The following is a 16475-nucleotide window of genomic DNA, read 5'->3' on the forward strand; positions in this document are numbered from 1 at the left end:
GGGGTGCGGCGCGCGTCCGACGGAAGCGCGGAGGTGCCCGGAACCGTGTGGTTCCGGGCACCTCCGCGCGTTCTCAGCCGTGTCCGTTGCCCGCCGTGTTGGCGAGGGCGGTCGAGAGTTCCTCGGCGACCTGGTGGAGGATCGGGACGATCTTCTCGGTCGCCGCCTCGGTCACGCGGCCCGCCGGGCCCGAGATGGAGATGGCCGCCGCGGTGGGGGAGTCGGGTACCGGCACCGCGAGGCAGCGGACTCCTATCTCCTGCTCGTTGTCGTCGACCGCGTAGCCCGTCTCGCGGACGGTCGCCAGCGCCTCCAGGAAGCCCTCGGGCGTGGTGATCGTCTTCTCGGTCGCGGCCGGCATGCCCGTACGGGCGAGGAGCGCGCGGACCTCGTCGGCCGGGGTGTGGGCGAGCAGCGCCTTGCCGACGCCGGTGGAGTGCGGCAGCACCCGCCGGCCGACCTCGGTGAACATGCGCATCGAGTGCTTGGACGGCACCTGCGCGACGTACACGATCTCGTCGCCGTCGAGCAGCGCCATGTTCGCGGTCTCGCCGGTCTCCTCCACGAGCCGCGCCAGATAGGGGCGGGCCCAGGTGCCGAGCAGCCGGGAGGCGGACTCGCCGAGGCGGATCAGGCGGGGGCCGAGGGCGTAGCGCCGGTTGGGCTGCTGGCGGACGTATCCGCAGGCGACCAGGGTGCGCATGAGACGGTGGATGGTGGGCAGCGGCAGGCCGCTGCTGGCGGAGAGCTCGCTCAGCCCGACCTCGCCGCCGGCGTCGGCCATCCGCTCGAGGAGGTCGAAGGCACGCTCGAGGGACTGGACGCCCCCGCTCGCGGCGGGTTTGGCGGCGTCGGTGGTGCTGGCGCTGGACGTCGGCACGTCACGGTCCTTTCGGGGCAGGCGGCACGTCAGCAGCCTACCGGGCCGCCGCGCCGGGCACACGGCCCAGGTTCCGGTGTCCGGGCCGGTCAGGGGGTGTTTGTCCGTTTGTCGGCGACTGCCGTGAGGGCTCCGGGTGCACCCCGCATGTGCGGAGCTACGTTCTACGGTACGAAATTCGCATTCCACTTCGTGGAAACATCCAAGCGCGGTTCGTCCGCGTCTCATCCTGGAAGTGTGCCCTTGACGACCTGTCGTCCCGGACGCACACTCCTTCAACAGTTCGTTGAATTTCTGCTTCCCGGAAGCAGGCGAGGAAGAAGGGGTACGGGTGGACATCGACCTGGTCCTGCGTTCGACGCGTGTCATCACTCCCGAGGGGACGCGTGCGGCGTCGATCGCCGTCGCCGGCGGGACGATCGCGGCCGTGCTGCCCCACGACGCCGAGGTGCCCGCCGGGGCCCGGCTCGAGGACGTCGGCGACGACGTCGTCCTGCCCGGTCTCGTCGACACCCACGTCCACGTCAACGACCCCGGCCGCACGGAGTGGGAGGGCTTCTGGACCGCCACCCGCGCCGCGGCCGCCGGCGGCATCACCACCCTGCTCGACATGCCGCTCAACTCGCTGCCGCCCACCACCACGGTCGAGCACCTGCGGACCAAGCAGGACGTCGCCCGCCCGAAGGCCCACGTCGACACGGGCTTCTGGGGCGGCGCGCTGCCCGACAACGTCAAGGACCTGCGCCCCCTGCACGACGCGGGCGTCTTCGGCTTCAAGTGCTTCCTCTCGCCCTCCGGCGTCGACGAGTTCCCGCAGCTCGACCAGGAGCAGCTGGCCGCCTCCCTCGCCGAGATCGCCGGCTTCGGCGGACTGATGATCGTCCACGCCGAGGACCCGCACGAGCTGGACGCCGCCCCGCAGAAGGCGGGCGAGAGGTACGCCGACTTCCTCGCCTCCCGGCCCCGCGTCGCCGAGAACACGGCCATCGAGAACCTGGTCAACCAGGCCCGGCGGCTGAGCGCCCGCGTCCACGTGCTGCACCTGTCCTCCTCCGACGCGCTGCCGCTCATCGCCGCCGCCAAGGCCGAGGGCGTCAAGATCACCGTCGAGTCCTGCCCGCACTTCCTCACCCTCACGGCCGAGGAGGTCCCCGACGGCGCCACCGAGTTCAAGTGCTGCCCGCCCATCCGCGAGGCCGCCAACCAGGACCTGCTCTGGCAGGGCCTCGCCGACGGCACCATCGACTGCATCGTCTCCGACCACTCGCCGTCCACCGCCGACCTCAAGACCGGCGACTTCGCCTCCGCCTGGGGCGGCATCTCCTCCCTCCAGCTCGGCCTGCCCGCCATCTGGACCGAGGCCCGCCGCCGCGGCCACGACCTCACCGACGTCGCCCGCTGGATGTCGCAGGCCCCGGCCGAGCTCGCCGGCCTCTCCCGCAAGGGCGCCATCGAGCCCGGACGCGACGCCGACTTCGCCGTACTCGACCCGGACGCCACCTTCACCGTCGACCCGGCCGAGCTCCAGCACCGCAACCGGATCACCGCCTACGCGGGCCGGACCCTGTACGGCGTCGTCACCTCCACCTGGCTGCGCGGCGAACGCATCAACGACCGCGGCACCCTGGCCGAGCCTTCGGGCCGCCTCCTCGAAAGGAACAACTGACCGTGACCGGGCTGCACATATCCCCTCTGGCCTCCTTCACCGGCGACGCCAGCCCCTACGGAGGCGGCGACCCGTACGCCGACTACCGCACGGCCGACTTCCCCTTCACCCAGTACGCGGACCTCGCCGACCGCCGCCTGGGCGCGGGCGTGATCGCCGCCAACGACGAGTTCTTCGCCGAGCGCGAGAACCTGCTCAAGCCCGAGGCCGCCGAGTTCGACCCCGAGCACTTCGGCCACAAGGGCAAGATCATGGACGGCTGGGAGACCCGCCGCCGCCGCGGCGTCTCCGCCGAGCAGCCGCACCCCACCGAGGACGACCACGACTGGGCCCTCGTACGCCTCGGTGCGCCCGGCGTGATCCGCGGCATCGTCGTGGACACCGCCCACTTCCGCGGCAACTACCCGCAGGCCGTCTCGATCGAGGCCACCTCGGTCGCCGGCTCGCCCTCGCCCGAGGAGCTGCTCGCCGACGACGTGAAGTGGACGACCCTCGTCCCGCGCACCGCCATCGGCGGCCACGCCGCCAACGGCTTCGCCGTCGACGTCGAGCAGCGCTTCACCCACCTCCGGGTCAACCAGCACCCGGACGGCGGCATCGCCCGCCTCCGCGTGTACGGCGAGGTCGCCCCGGACCCGGCGTGGCTGGCCGTGCTCGGCACCTTCGACCTCGCGGCCCTGGAGAACGGCGGCCAGGTCGAGGACGCCTCCGACCGCTTCTACTCCCCGGCCACCAACACCATCCAGCCCGGCCGCTCGCGCAAGATGGACGACGGCTGGGAGACCCGCCGCCGCCGCGACAAGGGCAACGACTGGATCCGCTACAGCCTCGCCGCCGAGTCCGAGATCCGCGCCGTCGAGATCGACACCGCGTACCTCAAGGGCAACAGCGCCGGCTGGGCCGCGCTGTCCGTGGCCGCCGAGGGCTCCGAGGACTGGACCGAGATCCTGCCCCGGACCCGCCTCCAGCCCGACACCAACCACCGCTTCGTGCTCGACACGCCGGCGGTCGGCTCCCGGGTGCGGATCGACATCTACCCGGACGGCGGCATCTCCCGCCTCCGTCTCTTCGGCTCCCTCACCGAGGCGGGCGCGGCCAAGCTGACCGCCCGCCACCAGGAGCTCGGCGGCTGACGCCGTCCGACACCGGTGCCGGGTGGGCCGACCGCCCCGGCACCGGGGCCCGGCGGGCCGACCGCCCGCCCCGGCACCGGGGCCCGGCGGGCCGACCGACCGCCCCGGCCCCAGGCCGTCTCTTCCGGAGCCTGGCCGGTTCCGGCGAAACGGCCCAGGCGCGCGGCGGCCGGCACCGCCGCGCCACCCCGAACTGAGCGGGTACGACACCCCGCTCGGCCCGCGAGGGCGCACCGGAATGACAGCACCGGTGCGCCCTCGCGTCTCACGCGGCGCGGGCAGGGCGCGTGCCGCTCAAGCGGCGTGGCCGCCGTCCACCGAGAACTCGGCGCCCGTCACGTAGCGCGCGTCCGGCCCGGCCAGGAAGGCGACCATCGCCGCGACCTCCTCCGCCGTACCGAAGCGGCCGAGTGCCGTCATCCGGGCCTGGCCCTCCGCGTACGGGCCGTCGGCCGGGTTCATGTCGGTGTCCGTCGGACCCGGGTGGACGATGTTGGCCGTGATGCCCCGGCCGCCGAGCTCCCGGGCGAGGGCCTTCGTCAGGCCGACCAGCGCGGCCTTGCTGGTCGTGTACAGCGTGCCGCCCGGGCCCGGCACCCGCTGGGTCATGCAGGTGCCGATGGTGACGATCCGGCCGCCCTCTTCCATGCGCGCGGCCGCCGCCTGCGAGGCGAGGAAGGCGGAGCGGACGTTCACCGCCAGCACCCGGTCCACGTCGGCCAGGGAGATCGACTCCAGCGGGCCGAGGAGACCGACGCTGACGTTGTTGACCAGGACGTCGAGCCGGCCGAGGGCGTCGGCCGCCCACTCCACCGCTCCCGCCGCGTCGCCCGCGTCCCCGGCGTCCGCCCGCAGCGGGAACGCCTTGCCGCCGGCCTCCTCGATCCGGGCGGCGACCTCCCGGGCCTGCTCCTCGCCGCGGACGTAGGTGAAGGCCACGTCCGCGCCCTCACGGGCCAGGCGGACGGCCGTCGCCGCGCCCATGCCCCGGCTGCCGCCGGTGACCAGAACCGCCTTGCCGTTCATCGTGGACATTCCCGAACTCCTCGTACGTCGGTGGTCATCGCGCTTCGCCGCGCATGTCGTGCGCTGCGAAGCGGGGCCACGTGTTGCCGCGTGTTGTTGCGTGCTCAATCAAACGTGGGCGGGAGTGCCGGCGCTGGCGGGAATCGGACGCCGAGACGGCCAAGGGACGGGCCCGGCGGCGACCCCGGCGCACCCACCGATCAGTTCCGCCGAGCGGCACGGTCGGAAGGAGTGGGACACCATGGTCCGGGGAGACCCGGCCGAACCGAAAGGCACCCGTCATGGCCACCCTGAGCCTCACCCAGTTCCTCACCCTCGACGGCGTCTACCAGGCCCCCGGCGGCCCCGAGGAGGACACCACCGGCGGCTTCGACCTCGGCGGCTGGGTCCACCCGTACGTCGACGACGACTTCGGCCGGTTCGTCAACACGCTCTTCGAACGGCCCGACGCCTTCCTCCTGGGCCGCCGCACCTACGACATCTTCGCGAGCTACTGGCCGAAGCAGACCGACCCCGCCGACCCGATCGCGGGCAAGCTGAACGCCCTCCCCAAGTACGTCGTCTCCACCACGCTCGGCGAGGCCGACTGGCCCACCACGACCGTCCTGCGGGGCGACGCCGCCGACGCGGTCTCCGCGCTCAAGTCCCGCCTGGACGGCGAGATCCAGATGCACGGCAGCGGCGGCCTGGCGCGCACCCTCCTGGAGCACGACCTGATCGACACCCTGCACCTGCTCGTCTTCCCGGTCGTGCTCGGCAAGGGCCGCCGCCTCTTCACCGAGGGCGCCACGCCGAGCGCCTTCCGGCTCGCCGGCTCCCGCACCACGAGCAAGGGCGTCACCATCCAGACGTACGAGCAGGCGGGACGGCCGACGTTCGGCACCATCGGCGAGTAGCGGGCGTCCGGCGCCGACGGCCTCCGGCACCGACGGGCGCACGGCACCGAGGGGCGCACGGCGGCGACAGCGCACGGCGGCAGCGGCGCACGGCGGTTGTGCGGGCGGGAGGGGCGCGGGGAGCGGAGAAGCGGGCGCGGGGAGTGGAGGAGCGAGGCGCGGAGGAGCGGGCACGGGGCGCGGGGAGAGGGGGAGCCGGGTGCGGGGCGCGAGGCGCGGAGGAGCGAGGCGCGTGGGAGCCGACCGGGATGCGCGGGGGAGCCGGCCGGGATGCGCGCGGGAAAGATGTAGCCACCATCCTCCCCGGCCGATACGGTGATCCTTCCCGTGTGAGAGCCGCCGACGTCTCCACCCCGCCCCACGAGCCGGAGACCGCTCGACGATGACGACCGCCGCCGTACCCGTACCCCTCGGCGCTCCCCGCCGCGCCTGGCTCACCGATCTGCCCGTCCTGCTCGTCGCGGTCGTCTGGGGAGCCAGCTACCTCGCCGCCAAGGGCATCACCACCGCCCACACGGTGCTCGCCGTCCTCGTCCTGCGGTTCGCCGTGGTGCTGCCGGTCCTCGTCACGGCCGGGTGGCGCAGGCTGCGGGCGCTGGACGCCGCACAGTGGCGCGGGGCGGCCGTCCTCGGCCTGATCCTCGCCGGGATCTTCCTCCTGGAGACGTACGGCGTCGTCCAGACCTCCGCCACCAACGCGGGTCTGATCATCAGCCTCACCATGATCTTCACACCGCTCGCCGAGGCCGCCGTCACGCGGATCCGGCCGCCCCGGGCCTTCCTGGCCGCCGCCGGGCTCTCGGTGGCGGGCGTGGTGCTGCTGACGCAGGGCGGCGGGTTCACCGCGCCCTCCCTCGGCGACCTGTTGATGCTGCTCGCGGCCCTCGCCCGCACCGTCCACGTGCTCGCGATGGCGCGGATCAAGGCCGTCCGGAGCGCGGACTCCCTGTCGCTCACCACCGTCCAACTCGGCTCCGCCGTCGCCGTCTTCGCCGTCCTGTCCGCCCTCCCGGGCAGCGGCGCCACGCCGTGGGCGGCGGCAGCGGACTTCGGGCCGGGCGAATGGGCGGGCCTGCTCTTCCTCTCCGTCTTCTGCACGCTCTTCGCCTTCTTCGTGCAGATGTGGGCCGTGCGCCGCACCTCGCCGTCCCGGGTCAGCCTGCTGCTCGGCACCGAGCCCCTGTGGGCCGCCGCCGCGGGCATCGCCCTGGCCGGCGACCGCCCGGGCCTCGTGGGCCTGGCGGGCGCGGCACTGGTCCTGGCGGGCACGGCGTGGGGCCGCGGGGCGGCCGGGGTCGTCTCCTCCGGATCCCGGCCGGATCCGAAGAGGGCGACCTAACTCTTCACCCGGTCCGACATCACCATCAGCGCGAGGCCCAGCGCCGCGATCACGATGTTCGCGAACAGGGCGCGGTGCTCCAGGAACCAGACGTTCTCCGTCAGGAAGCGGGTCACGCCCATGAAGCGGAACCAGCCCCCGGTCAGTTCGCGGATGACGCCGAAGACGCCGAAGACCGTCAGCAGGAAGCCCGTCACCTCGAGAAGTTTCTTCATGCCCCGAGCCTGATCCCCGGGCGGGTGTCGCCGCGTCGGGCGGAGGTATCGCGTCGATGCGGAGCCGTACGACCGAAGTCGCGGGCCGTGCGACTTTGGTATCGACCGGCCGTTCCCGGGCCGCGACACGGCTCCCACCTGCGTACATTTCCCGTATGACACGCACCTGGCTGCTCCCTTCCCACCTGGTCGAGGCCGCCCGGACGGGCGCGCTCGACGGGGCGGAGGGGCCGCGGCCGCGGCGGACCGCGCGGGACTGGGTGGTGGACACCTGTCTGTTCCTGCTCGCCGCGTTCGTCGGGCTGCTCGCCGCCGAGACCAGCGCCCGGTACAACAGCGAGGCCGTCACCCTCGCCGACCAGATCGTCGGCGCTCTCGCCTGCGTCGCGCTCTGGCTGCGCCGCCGGTGGCCCGTCGGCCTCGCCGTGACCCTGTCCGTCGTCAGCGTCGTCGCGCCCACCGCGGCCGGCGCTCTCCTCGCGAGCCTGTTCAGCGTCGCCGTGCGCCGCCCGTTCCGGCAGGTCGCCGGGATCGGGCTGCTCGCCATCGCCGCCTCGACCGTCCAGGTCTTCGTCCGCCCCGACCCCGAGACGGGCGTCCCCCTCGGCATCGCGCTCGGCGTCGTCGTCGTTCTCCTCGTCACGGCCTGGGGCATGCTCGTACGCTCCCGCCGCCGGCTGGTCGAGGCGCTGCGCGACCGGGCCCTGCGCGCCGAGGCCGAGGCGGAGCTGCGCGTCGAGCAGGCGCAGCGGGCGGCCCGCGAGGCCATCGCCCGCGAGATGCACGACGTCCTCGCCCACCGGCTGACCCTGCTCAGCGTGCACGCCGGCGCCCTGGAGTTCCGGCCCGACGCCCCGCCCGAGCAGATCGCCCGGGCCGCCGGAGTCATCCGGGACAGCGCCCACGAGGCCCTCCAGGACCTGCGGGAGATCATCGGTGTGCTGCGCTCCCCGGGCGAGGGCGCCGAGGACCGCCCGCAGCCCACCCTCGCCACCCTCGACACCCTCGTCGCCGAGGTCCGTGGGGCCGGCATGAAGGTCGTCCTCGACTCCGCCGTCACCGACCCGGACACGGTGCCCGTCGCCACCGGCCGCACCGTCTACCGGATCGCCCAGGAGGCCCTCACCAACGCCCGCAAGCACGCCCCCGGCGCCGAGGTCACCGTCACCGTGCGCGGCCGCCCCGGCGACGGCCTCACCGTCGACGTCCGCAACGCCGCGCCCTCCGGCCCCGTCACGGACGTCCCCGGCTCCGGGCAGGGACTCATCGGTCTCACCGAGCGCGCCACCCTCGCCGGCGGCCGTCTCGACCACGGACCGGCCCCCGACGGCGGGTTCGCCGTCCACGCATGGCTACCGTGGCCCGCATGACCATCCGGCTGCTGATCATCGACGACGACCCCCTGGTCCGCGCGGGCCTCGCCTTCATGTTCGGCGGAGCGGAGGACATCACGATCGTCGGCGAAGGCGCCGACGGCGCCGAGGTCCCCGCCCTCGTCGACCGGCTCGCCCCCGACGTCGTCCTCATGGACATCCGCATGCCCGCGGTCGACGGCCTCGCCGCCACCGAGGAACTGCGCTCCCGGCCCGGCGCCCCCGAGGTCGTCGTCCTCACCACCTTCCACGCCGACGAGCAGGTGCTGCGCGCGCTGCGCGCCGGGGCCGCCGGCTTCGTCCTCAAGGACACCCCGCCGGCCGAGATCGTCGCCGCCGTCCGCCGGGTCGCCGCCGGTGATCCCGTGCTCTCGCCCGCCGTGACCCGCCGGCTCATGAGCCACGTCGCCGGGCACGGCGGGACGCCGCCCCGGCCGTCGCGCCGCGCCCTCGCCCTCGAACGCCTCGCCCCGCTCGCCGTGCGCGAGCGCGAGGTCGCCGTCGCCGTCGGCCAGGGCCGCTCCAACGCCGAGATCGCCGCCGCCCTCTGCATGAGCGTCCCCACCGTCAAGACCCACGTCTCGCGCATCCTGGCCAAACTCGGCCTCAACAACCGTGTCCAGATCGCCCTGCTCGTCCACGACGCCGGACTCCCGGACCTCCCGGACGGGCAGAACGGGTCCTAGGGTGGACTGATGTCCGTCATCGATCTGGGGGAATACGGCGCGGACTTCACCGCGAACCCGTACCCGTACTACGCGAAGCTCCGAGGGGCCGGTCCGGTCCACGAGGTCCTCACACCGGACGGCATGCCGGCCTGGCTGATCGTCGGCTACGACGAGGCCCGCGCCGCCCTCGCCGACCAGCGGTTCTCCAAGTCCTTCTCCTCCATGGGCATCGCCCTTCCCGAGGAGGAGATCGTCGGGCCGAACCTGCTCATCATCGATCCGCCCGACCACACCCGGCTGCGCAAGCTCGTCGCCGGCGAGTTCACCGGCCGCCGCGTCGAGGCGCTGCGCCCGCGGATCCAGGAGCTCACCGACGAACTCCTGGACGCCATGGCACCGAACGGCCGCGCCGACCTCGTCGACTCCTTCGCCTTCCCGCTGCCGATCACCGTCATCTGCGAACTGCTCGGCGTCCCGGCCGCCGACCGGGACGCCTTCCGGGCCTGGTCCAACGAACTCGTCGCCCCCACCGGGGCGATGACCGAGCAGGAAGCCGTCGAGGGGGTCGGCGGCTACCTCGGCGAACTCATCGAGGACAAGCGTGCCGCCGGCCCCGCCGACGACCTGCTGTCCGCCCTCATCCGCACCCGCGCCGAGGACGGCGACCGGCTCTCGCTGCCCGAACTCCGCGCCCTGGGCTACCTGCTGCTCATCGCGGGCCACGAGACCACCGTCAACCTCATCGCCAACACCGTCCGCGCCCTGCTCACCCACCCCGATCAACTCGCCGCTCTGCGCGCCGACTTCTACCTGATCGACGGCACGGTCGAGGAAGGCCTGCGCTACGACGGCCCGGTGGAGACGGCGACGCTCAGGTTCGCGGCCGAGCCGGTCCCGATCGGCGACGCCGTCATCCCCGCCGGAGCCGTCGTCGTGGTCGCCCTCGCCTCCGGTGCACGCGACCCGCGCCGCTTCCCGCAACCCGACGCCTTCGACATCCGCCGCGACCCGCGCGGCCACCTCGCCTTCGGCCACGGCATCCACTACTGCCTGGGTGCCCCGCTCGCCCGCCTGGAAGGCAAGATCGCCATCCGGTCACTCCTGGAGCGCTTCCCACGGCTGGAACTCGACCCCCGGTCCGGCCCGTACGAGTGGCTCCCGGGCATGCTCGTCCGCGGCACCAGGAGGCTCCCCGTCGTCTGGTGAGGCCCCTCGGGGCCCTCCGCCCCGCGGCCTCGACGGCGTGGTTCGGCCGTCAGGCCGCGGGGATCTCCGCGAGGCGCACCGGCCGCCGCTCCCGGCGCGACAGCACGCACGCCTCCGCGACCCGCAGCGCCTCCAGCGCCTCGGCCCCGTCGCAGGGGTTCTCCCGCTCGCCGCGCACCAGCCGTACGAAGGCGTCCAGCTCCGCCTCGTACGCCGGGGCGAACCGCTCCAGGAAACCGGGCCACGGCTTGGCGGGCGGCGGCGGGCCCATCGGTTCGACCGACTCCAGCGGAGTGCGCTCGTCCAGACCGACCGCCAGCTGCGCCAGCTCCCCGGCCAGCTCCATCCGCACGTCGTAACCGGAGCCGTTGCAGCGGGTCGCGGTCGCCGTCACCAGCGTGCCGTCGTCCAGCGTGAGCAGGGCGGCGGCCGTGTCCAGGTCGCCCGCCTCCCGGAACATCGCCGGGCCGGCGTCCGAGCCCGTCGCGTACACCTCCACGACCTCGCGCCCGGTCACCCACCGCACGATGTCGAAGTCGTGCACCATGCAGTCCCGGTAGAGCCCGCCCGACAGCGGCAGGTACGCCGCCGGCGGCGGCGCCGGATCCGAGCTCGCCGCCCGTACGGTGTGCAGCCGGCCGAGCCGCCCGGCCGCCACGGCCTCCCGCGCCGCCCGGTACCCGGCGTCGAACCGTCGCATGAATCCCAGCTGCAGCTCGGTGCCGGCCGCCGCGACGGCCCGCAGCGCGCCGAGCGTCCCCGGGACGTCGAGGGCGATCGGCTTCTCGCAGAACGCCGGAAGCCCGGCCGCCGCGGCCCGCCCGATCAGCTCCGCGTGCGCGGCCGTCGCCGAGGCGATCACCACCGCGTCCAGCGCGTGGTGCGCGAACAGCGCCTCGACCGAAGGCGCCGCCTCCGCCCCGAGGGCTCCCGCCACCCGTGCGGCCCGCGGCGCGTCGGCGTCCGCCAGGACCAGCGCCCCGACCTCCGGGTGCCGTGCGAGCACCCCGGCGTGAAACGCCCCGATCCGTCCCGTCCCGACCAGTCCGATCCGCATGGCCCCCAAGGTCGTTCGGAACGGACCGGGTGTCAAGGACACGCCCGGCGCGTTCCGGCCGCCCGTTCGCGGGTAGGACGGACGGGGCCGGTCCCGGGCCCCGCCGAAGATCGGCACGACCCTCATGACCGATACTGCAATGCACGCAGAAGGACACAAAGGAGGGCACGGCCTCGTGACCAGGGTTCGCACAGGAGGGGTACGCGCGGCGGTCGGCGCCGTGCTCGCGGTGGCGCTGACCGCCGCGCTCGCCGGATGCAGCAGCACCGGCGGCAAGCGCGCGGAGGACGCCCGCAAGGCGGCCGCGGCCCAGGGCCGGGCGGCCGTCGACACCCCCCGCTGGACCTTCGCCATGATCACCCACTCGGGTGATGGTGACACCTTCTGGGACATCGTCCAGAACGGTGCCAAGCAGGCCGCGGTCAAGGACAACATCAACTTCCTCTACGCCCACAGCGACGAGGCGCAGCAGCAGGCCCAGCTCATCGACTCGTACGTGGCGAAGAAGGTCGACGGCATCATCGTCACCCTCGCCAAGCCCGACGCGATGAGGACGGCCGTCGAGAAGGCCGTGAAGGCCGGCATCCCGGTGATCACGGTGAACTCCGGCGCCGAACAGTCCAAGGCCTTCGGCGCCCTCACCCACATCGGCCAGGACGAGACCGTCGCCGGCGAGGCCGTCGGCGAGGAACTCGACCGGCGCGGCCGCAAGAAGGCCCTGTGCGTCCTGCACGAGCAGGGCAACGTCGGCCACGAGCAGCGCTGCGCCGGCGCGAAGCAGACCTTCGGCGGCGAGCTGCAGAACCTCTACGTCGACGGCACCAACATGCCCGACGTCCAGGCCTCCATCCTCGCCAAGCTCCAGTCGGACCCGTCGATCGACGCCGTCGTGACCCTCGGCGCGCCCTTCGCCGACGCCGCCGCCCAGGCCAGGAGGACCGCCGGGAGCAAGGCCGAGGTCGACACCTTCGACCTCAACGCCAAGGTCGCCTCCGGCCTGGAGTCCGGCACCCTCGGCTTCGCCGTCGACCAGCAGCCGTACCTCCAGGGCTACCAGGCCGTCGACCTCCTCTGGCTGTACAAGTACAACGCCGACGTCCTCGGCGGCGGCAAGCCGGTCCTCACCGGCCCGCAGATCATCACCAGGGACCAGGCCGCGGCGCTGAAGGACTACACCGAGCGGGGTACCCGATGAGCGCCGCCTCCCCGCCCTCGGACGGCCTCGACCACGTCGACGAACGGCTGCTGCGCACCTCGCCGCTGAAGAAGCTCCTCGCCCGGCCCGAGCTCGGCTCGGTCGTCGGCGCCGTCGCCGTCTTCCTCTTCTTCTCGATCGTCGCCGACGGCTTCCTGCGGGCCTCCAGCCTCGGCACGGTGCTCTACGCGGCCTCCACCATCGGGATCATGGCCGTACCGGTCGCCCTGCTGATGATCGGCGGCGAGTTCGACCTGTCGGCCGGTGTGCTCGTCACCACCTCGGCGCTCGTCTCGTCGATGTTCAGCTACCAGATGACCGCGAACGTGTGGGTCGGCGTCGGCGTCTCGCTGCTCGTGACCCTCGCCATCGGCGCGTTCAACGGCTTCATGCTGACCCGCAGCAAGCTGCCCAGCTTCATCATCACGCTCGGCACCTTCCTCATGCTGACCGGGCTGAACCTCGGCTTCACCAAGCTGATCGGCGGCACCGTCTCCACCAAGTCGATCGCCGACATGGAGGGCTTCCCCTCCGCCCGCGAGCTCTTCGCGTCGACCTGGACGGTCGGCGGCGTCGAGCTCAAGGTGACCATCCTCTGGTGGTTCGCCCTGGTCGCCGTCGCCACCTGGATCCTGCTGCGCACCCGGTTCGGCAACTGGATCTTCGCCGTCGGCGGCGGCGCCGACGCCGCCCGCGCGGTCGGCGTCCCGGTCCGCAGGACCAAGATCGGCCTCTACCTGGGCGTGGCCTTCTGCGCCTGGATCTCGGGCCAGCACCTGCTCTTCTCGTTCGACGTCGTCCAGTCCGGCGAGGGCGTCGGCAACGAGCTGATCTACATCATCGCGGCCGTCATCGGCGGCTGCCTGATCACCGGCGGCTACGGCTCCGCCATCGGCTCCGCGGTCGGCGCGTTCCTCTTCGGCATGACCGGCAAGGGCATCGTGTACGCCGAGTGGAACCCCGACTGGTTCACGTTCTTCCTCGGCGCGATGCTGCTGCTCGCGACGCTCCTAAACGCCTGGATCCGCAAGCGCGTGGAGGCCGTCAAGTGACCACCGAAGCCCGTACGGCCACGGAAGCCCGGCCGCCGCTCGTCGAGCTCGACGGCGTCAGCAAGTACTACGGCAACATCCGCGCCCTCGAAGGCGTCTCCCTGCGGGTCGACGCCGGAGCGATCACCTGCGTCCTCGGCGACAACGGCGCCGGCAAGTCCACCCTCATCAAGATCGTCGCCGGACTGCACCGGCACGACGCCGGCACCTTCCGCGTCGAGGGCGAGGAGCTCACCCTCGGCAGCCCGCGCGAGGCCCTGGACCGCGGCATCGCCACCGTCTACCAGGACCTCGCGGTCGTCCCGCTGATGCCCGTCTGGCGCAACTTCTTCCTCGGCTCCGAGCCCACCCGAGGCAAGGGCCCCTTCAAGCGCCTCGACGTCGCGCTGATGCGCGAGACCACCCGTACGGCGCTGCTGCGCATGGGCATCGACCTGCGCGACGTGGACCAGCCCATCGGCACCCTCTCCGGCGGCGAGCGGCAGTGCGTGGCCATCGCCCGGGCCGTCCACTTCGGCGCCAAGGTCCTGGTCCTCGACGAGCCGACCGCCGCGCTCGGCGTCAAGCAGTCCGGAGTCGTCCTGAAGTACGTGGCGGCCGCACGTGACGAGGGCCTCGGCGTGGTCCTCATCACCCACAACCCGCACCACGCCTACCTCGTCGGAGATCGTTTCGTGCTGCTCAAGCGCGGAGTGACGGCGGGCAGCCACACCAAGAACTCCGTCACCCTGGACGAGTTGACCCGCCAGATGGCCGGCGGCAGCGAGCTGGAAGACCTGCGCCACGAACTGGAACGACCGGCCGGCCCGCCGTCCGCTTCGTGACGCGCCCCTCACACCCCGCCTGGCAGAATCGAGCCGATGAGTACCTACCGTGACCTGACCCAGCGCGCCTCCGCCCGCGGCACGGTCCTGCGGACCGTCGGCCCCCGGGAACGGCGCTCGCACCTGTCCGCGCCCCGGGTGCCGACCGTCGGCATCGACATCGGCGGCACGAAGGTGATGGCCGGGGTCGTCGACGCGGACGGGAACATCCTGGAGAAGGTCCGCACCGAGACGCCCGACAAGTCCAAGAGCCCCAAGGTCGTCGAGGACACCATCGTCGAGCTGGTCCTGGACCTCTCCGACCGTCACGACGTGCACGCCGTCGGCATCGGCGCGGCCGGCTGGGTCGACGCCGACCGGGCCCGGGTGCTCTTCGCCCCCCACCTCGCCTGGCGCAACGAACCGCTGCGCGACGCCCTCCAGGACCGGCTCGCCGTCCCCGTCATGGTGGACAACGACGCCAACACCGCCGCCTGGGCCGAGTGGCGCTTCGGCGCCGGCCGCGGCGAGGACCACCTCGTCATGATCACCCTCGGCACCGGCATCGGCGGCGCCATCCTGGAGGACGGCCGGGTCAAGCGCGGCAAGTACGGGGTCGCCGGCGAGTTCGGCCACATGCAGGTCGTCCCCGGCGGCCACCGCTGCCCCTGCGGCAACCGCGGCTGCTGGGAGCAGTACAGCTCCGGCAACGCGCTGGTCCGCGAGGCCCGCGAGCTGGCCGCCGCCGACTCCCCGGTGGCGTACGGCATCATCGAACGGGTCAAGGGCAACGTCCCCGACATCACCGGCCCGCTCATCACCGAGCTGGCCCGCGAGGGCGACGCCATGTGCGTCGAGCTCCTGGAGGACATCGGCCAGTGGCTCGGCGTCGGCATCGCCAACCTCGCCGCCGCCCTCGACCCCTCCTGCTTCGTCATCGGCGGCGGCGTCTCGGCCGCCGACGACCTGCTCATCGGCCCCGCCAGGGACGCCTTCCGCCGCCACCTCACCGGCCGCGGCTACCGCCCCGAGGCCCGGATCGCCCGCGCCCAGCTCGGCCCCGAGGCCGGCATGGTCGGTGCCGCCGACCTCGCCCGGCTCGTCGCCCGGCGCTTCCGCCGGGCCAACCGCCGCCGGGTCGAGCGCTACGAACGCTACGGCCGCTACGCGCAGGTCCTGCGCGGCGGCACGCCCGACCGTGCCCCCCGCACCACCCAGGACCCGGACCCGCAGTCATGACCGTGCCCCACCCGACCCTGCCGCCCGAGCACTCCGCACCGCCGCCCGAGCGGCCCGCCGGCCGGCTCCCCGAGGACCGCGCGCACATGGTGCGCCGCCGGATCCTCACCCTGCTCACCATCGTGCTGCTCATCGGCATCCCGGCCGGCTATCTGATGATCTCCGCGGGCCAGAGCCGCGACAGCGGCCGGGACAAGGAGCGCGAGTCCTCGGTCGTCGGGCTCCAGGACAACCGGCCCTCCCAGATGAAGCGCAACGTCTTCGAGATCCCGGTTCCCTCCGACGCGTGGAACGTCGCCTACTACGAGACCAGCAACTGGAAGACCAGCCGGCTCTACGTCCAGTTCACGACGACCGCCACCGGCCTCGACACCTTCCTCCACGACAGCGGCACCGGCCGCGACGCGCTGACGCCCGGCGAGGTGTCCGTCAGCGACCGCGACGCCGACATCGTCGGATGGGACTTCACCCCCGACCGCGGCTGGTCCGGCGCCACGGTGACCCGCGAGCGCCCCCGCCCCACCAGCGACATCACGGTCGACCTCACGGACCCCGCCTTCCCGCGCGTGTACGTGGTGTCCGCGACGTCTCCCTGAGTGCCGAGGCGCACTCCAGGGTGCCGGCAGCGGGCCCGGAGCCGCAGGCCGCCTGCCTGCCGATCCGGGCCCCTCCGGGGCCCGCGGGACCCCGGACCGCGAGCCCCGAGCCCGCCGCGCTCCGGGCCCGT

At 73.3% G+C, this 16475-nt stretch carries 16 protein-coding genes; 12 read left to right on the forward strand and 4 right to left on the reverse strand.

Annotated features, from left to right (window positions below; all coding sequences use genetic code 11):
* Window positions 1–73: 73 nt before the first annotated feature.
* Window positions 74–880 (reverse strand): IclR family transcriptional regulator, encoded by an 807-nt coding sequence (locus ESG85_RS29300; RefSeq protein WP_128984191.1) that lies wholly within the window; start codon window positions 878–880, stop codon window positions 74–76.
* Window positions 881–1211: 331 nt separating this feature from the next.
* Between ESG85_RS29300 and allB the strand changes: the two genes are divergently transcribed.
* Together allB and alc are read left to right on the forward strand one after the other, a co-directional pair.
* On the forward strand, window positions 1212–2546 hold the full coding sequence (allB, locus tag ESG85_RS29305) for an allantoinase AllB (protein ID WP_128984192.1): 1335 nt from the start codon (window positions 1212–1214) through the stop codon (window positions 2544–2546).
* A 2-nt stretch (window positions 2547–2548) separates the two neighbouring features.
* The gene (alc, locus tag ESG85_RS29310) at window positions 2549–3679 is read left to right on the forward strand and encodes an allantoicase (protein ID WP_374050254.1); all 1131 of its coding nucleotides are present in this window, start codon (window positions 2549–2551) and stop codon (window positions 3677–3679) included.
* Window positions 3680–3973: 294 nt separating this feature from the next.
* On the opposite strand, the gene ESG85_RS29315 is transcribed toward alc, so the two are convergent.
* The gene (locus ESG85_RS29315) at window positions 3974–4714 is read right to left on the reverse strand and encodes an SDR family NAD(P)-dependent oxidoreductase (protein ID WP_128984193.1); all 741 of its coding nucleotides are present in this window, start codon (window positions 4712–4714) and stop codon (window positions 3974–3976) included.
* Window positions 4715–4986: 272 nt separating this feature from the next.
* Here ESG85_RS29315 and ESG85_RS29320 point away from each other — a divergent pair, with 272 nt between their 5' ends.
* Together ESG85_RS29320 and ESG85_RS29325 are read left to right on the forward strand one after the other, a co-directional pair.
* Window positions 4987–5601, forward strand: a complete 615-nt coding sequence (locus ESG85_RS29320; protein WP_128984194.1) for a dihydrofolate reductase family protein — start codon at window positions 4987–4989, stop codon at window positions 5599–5601.
* A 382-nt stretch (window positions 5602–5983) separates the two neighbouring features.
* On the forward strand, window positions 5984–6940 hold the full coding sequence (locus ESG85_RS29325; protein ID WP_128984195.1) for a DMT family transporter: 957 nt from the start codon (window positions 5984–5986) through the stop codon (window positions 6938–6940).
* Here the strand turns inward: ESG85_RS29325 and ESG85_RS29330 are convergent.
* A complete protein-coding gene (locus ESG85_RS29330; RefSeq protein ID WP_128984196.1) occupies window positions 6937–7155 on the reverse strand; it encodes a hypothetical protein in 219 nt (72 codons plus the stop codon). The two genes, ESG85_RS29325 and ESG85_RS29330, sit on opposite strands and share 4 nt — an antisense overlap.
* A gap of 155 nt (window positions 7156–7310) precedes the next feature.
* On the opposite strand from ESG85_RS29330, the gene ESG85_RS29335 reads away from it, so the two are divergent.
* From ESG85_RS29335 to ESG85_RS29345, 3 genes are read left to right on the forward strand one after another with little or no spacing between them, the layout of a single operon-like run.
* The gene (locus ESG85_RS29335) at window positions 7311–8525 is read left to right on the forward strand and encodes a sensor histidine kinase (RefSeq protein WP_128984197.1); all 1215 of its coding nucleotides are present in this window, start codon (window positions 7311–7313) and stop codon (window positions 8523–8525) included.
* Window positions 8522–9214: a response regulator gene (locus tag ESG85_RS29340; protein ID WP_128984198.1), complete on the forward strand. Its 693-nt coding sequence runs from the start codon at window positions 8522–8524 to the stop codon at window positions 9212–9214. Before ESG85_RS29335 ends, ESG85_RS29340 begins: the two co-directional genes overlap by 4 nt.
* A 9-nt stretch (window positions 9215–9223) precedes the next feature.
* Window positions 9224–10402 carry a cytochrome P450 family protein gene (locus ESG85_RS29345; RefSeq protein WP_128984199.1) on the forward strand — a complete coding sequence of 393 codons (1179 nt, stop codon included), beginning with the start codon at window positions 9224–9226 and terminating at the stop codon, window positions 10400–10402.
* Between the two features lie 49 nt (window positions 10403–10451).
* Here ESG85_RS29345 and ESG85_RS29350 read toward each other — a convergent pair whose 3' ends face one another.
* The gene (locus ESG85_RS29350) at window positions 10452–11459 is read right to left on the reverse strand and encodes a Gfo/Idh/MocA family protein (RefSeq protein WP_128984200.1); all 1008 of its coding nucleotides are present in this window, start codon (window positions 11457–11459) and stop codon (window positions 10452–10454) included.
* A gap of 175 nt (window positions 11460–11634) precedes the next feature.
* Here ESG85_RS29350 and ESG85_RS29355 point away from each other — a divergent pair, with 175 nt between their 5' ends.
* From ESG85_RS29355 to ESG85_RS29375, 5 genes are read left to right on the forward strand one after another with little or no spacing between them, the layout of a single operon-like run.
* Complete coding sequence (locus tag ESG85_RS29355; RefSeq protein ID WP_246095362.1) at window positions 11635–12654, forward strand: sugar ABC transporter substrate-binding protein; 1020 nt, start codon at window positions 11635–11637, stop codon at window positions 12652–12654.
* Window positions 12651–13706, forward strand: coding sequence for an ABC transporter permease (locus ESG85_RS29360; protein WP_128984202.1), 1056 nt, complete (start codon window positions 12651–12653; stop codon window positions 13704–13706). Before ESG85_RS29355 ends, ESG85_RS29360 begins: the two co-directional genes overlap by 4 nt.
* Window positions 13703–14530 (forward strand): ATP-binding cassette domain-containing protein, encoded by an 828-nt coding sequence (locus ESG85_RS29365; RefSeq protein ID WP_128984203.1) that lies wholly within the window; start codon window positions 13703–13705, stop codon window positions 14528–14530. Before ESG85_RS29360 ends, ESG85_RS29365 begins: the two co-directional genes overlap by 4 nt.
* 36 nt (window positions 14531–14566) lie before the next feature.
* Window positions 14567–15748, forward strand: coding sequence for an ROK family glucokinase (locus tag ESG85_RS29370; protein WP_128984204.1), 1182 nt, complete (start codon window positions 14567–14569; stop codon window positions 15746–15748).
* Window positions 15745–16344, forward strand: a complete 600-nt coding sequence (locus ESG85_RS29375; protein ID WP_181019147.1) for a hypothetical protein — start codon at window positions 15745–15747, stop codon at window positions 16342–16344. The genes ESG85_RS29370 and ESG85_RS29375 overlap by 4 nt, the downstream gene beginning before the upstream one ends.
* Window positions 16345–16475: the final 131 nt, after the last annotated feature.

It is taken from the genome of Streptomyces roseicoloratus (genome assembly GCF_004117935.1).
GTDB lineage: Bacteria > Actinomycetota > Actinomycetes > Streptomycetales > Streptomycetaceae > Streptomyces > Streptomyces roseicoloratus.

What these genes read in the sequence shown, in the direction of transcription:
- ESG85_RS29335 (WP_128984197.1), top strand. Translation starts at nt 7,311, where the DNA reads ATGACACGCACCTGGCTGCTCCCTTCCCACCTGGTCGAGGCCGCCCGG.
- ESG85_RS29325 (WP_128984195.1), top strand. Translation starts at nt 5,984, where the DNA reads ATGACGACCGCCGCCGTACCCGTACCCCTCGGCGCTCCCCGCCGCGCC.
- ESG85_RS29340 (WP_128984198.1), top strand. Translation starts at nt 8,522, where the DNA reads ATGACCATCCGGCTGCTGATCATCGACGACGACCCCCTGGTCCGCGCG.
- ESG85_RS29330 (WP_128984196.1), bottom strand. Translation starts at nt 7,155, where the DNA reads ATGAAGAAACTTCTCGAGGTGACGGGCTTCCTGCTGACGGTCTTCGGC.
- ESG85_RS29375 (WP_181019147.1), top strand. Translation starts at nt 15,745, where the DNA reads ATGACCGTGCCCCACCCGACCCTGCCGCCCGAGCACTCCGCACCGCCG.
- ESG85_RS29350 (WP_128984200.1), bottom strand. Translation starts at nt 11,459, where the DNA reads ATGCGGATCGGACTGGTCGGGACGGGACGGATCGGGGCGTTTCACGCC.
- ESG85_RS29370 (WP_128984204.1), top strand. Translation starts at nt 14,567, where the DNA reads ATGAGTACCTACCGTGACCTGACCCAGCGCGCCTCCGCCCGCGGCACG.
- ESG85_RS29320 (WP_128984194.1), top strand. Translation starts at nt 4,987, where the DNA reads ATGGCCACCCTGAGCCTCACCCAGTTCCTCACCCTCGACGGCGTCTAC.
- ESG85_RS29345 (WP_128984199.1), top strand. Translation starts at nt 9,224, where the DNA reads ATGTCCGTCATCGATCTGGGGGAATACGGCGCGGACTTCACCGCGAAC.
- ESG85_RS29360 (WP_128984202.1), top strand. Translation starts at nt 12,651, where the DNA reads ATGAGCGCCGCCTCCCCGCCCTCGGACGGCCTCGACCACGTCGACGAA.
- ESG85_RS29315 (WP_128984193.1), bottom strand. Translation starts at nt 4,714, where the DNA reads ATGTCCACGATGAACGGCAAGGCGGTTCTGGTCACCGGCGGCAGCCGG.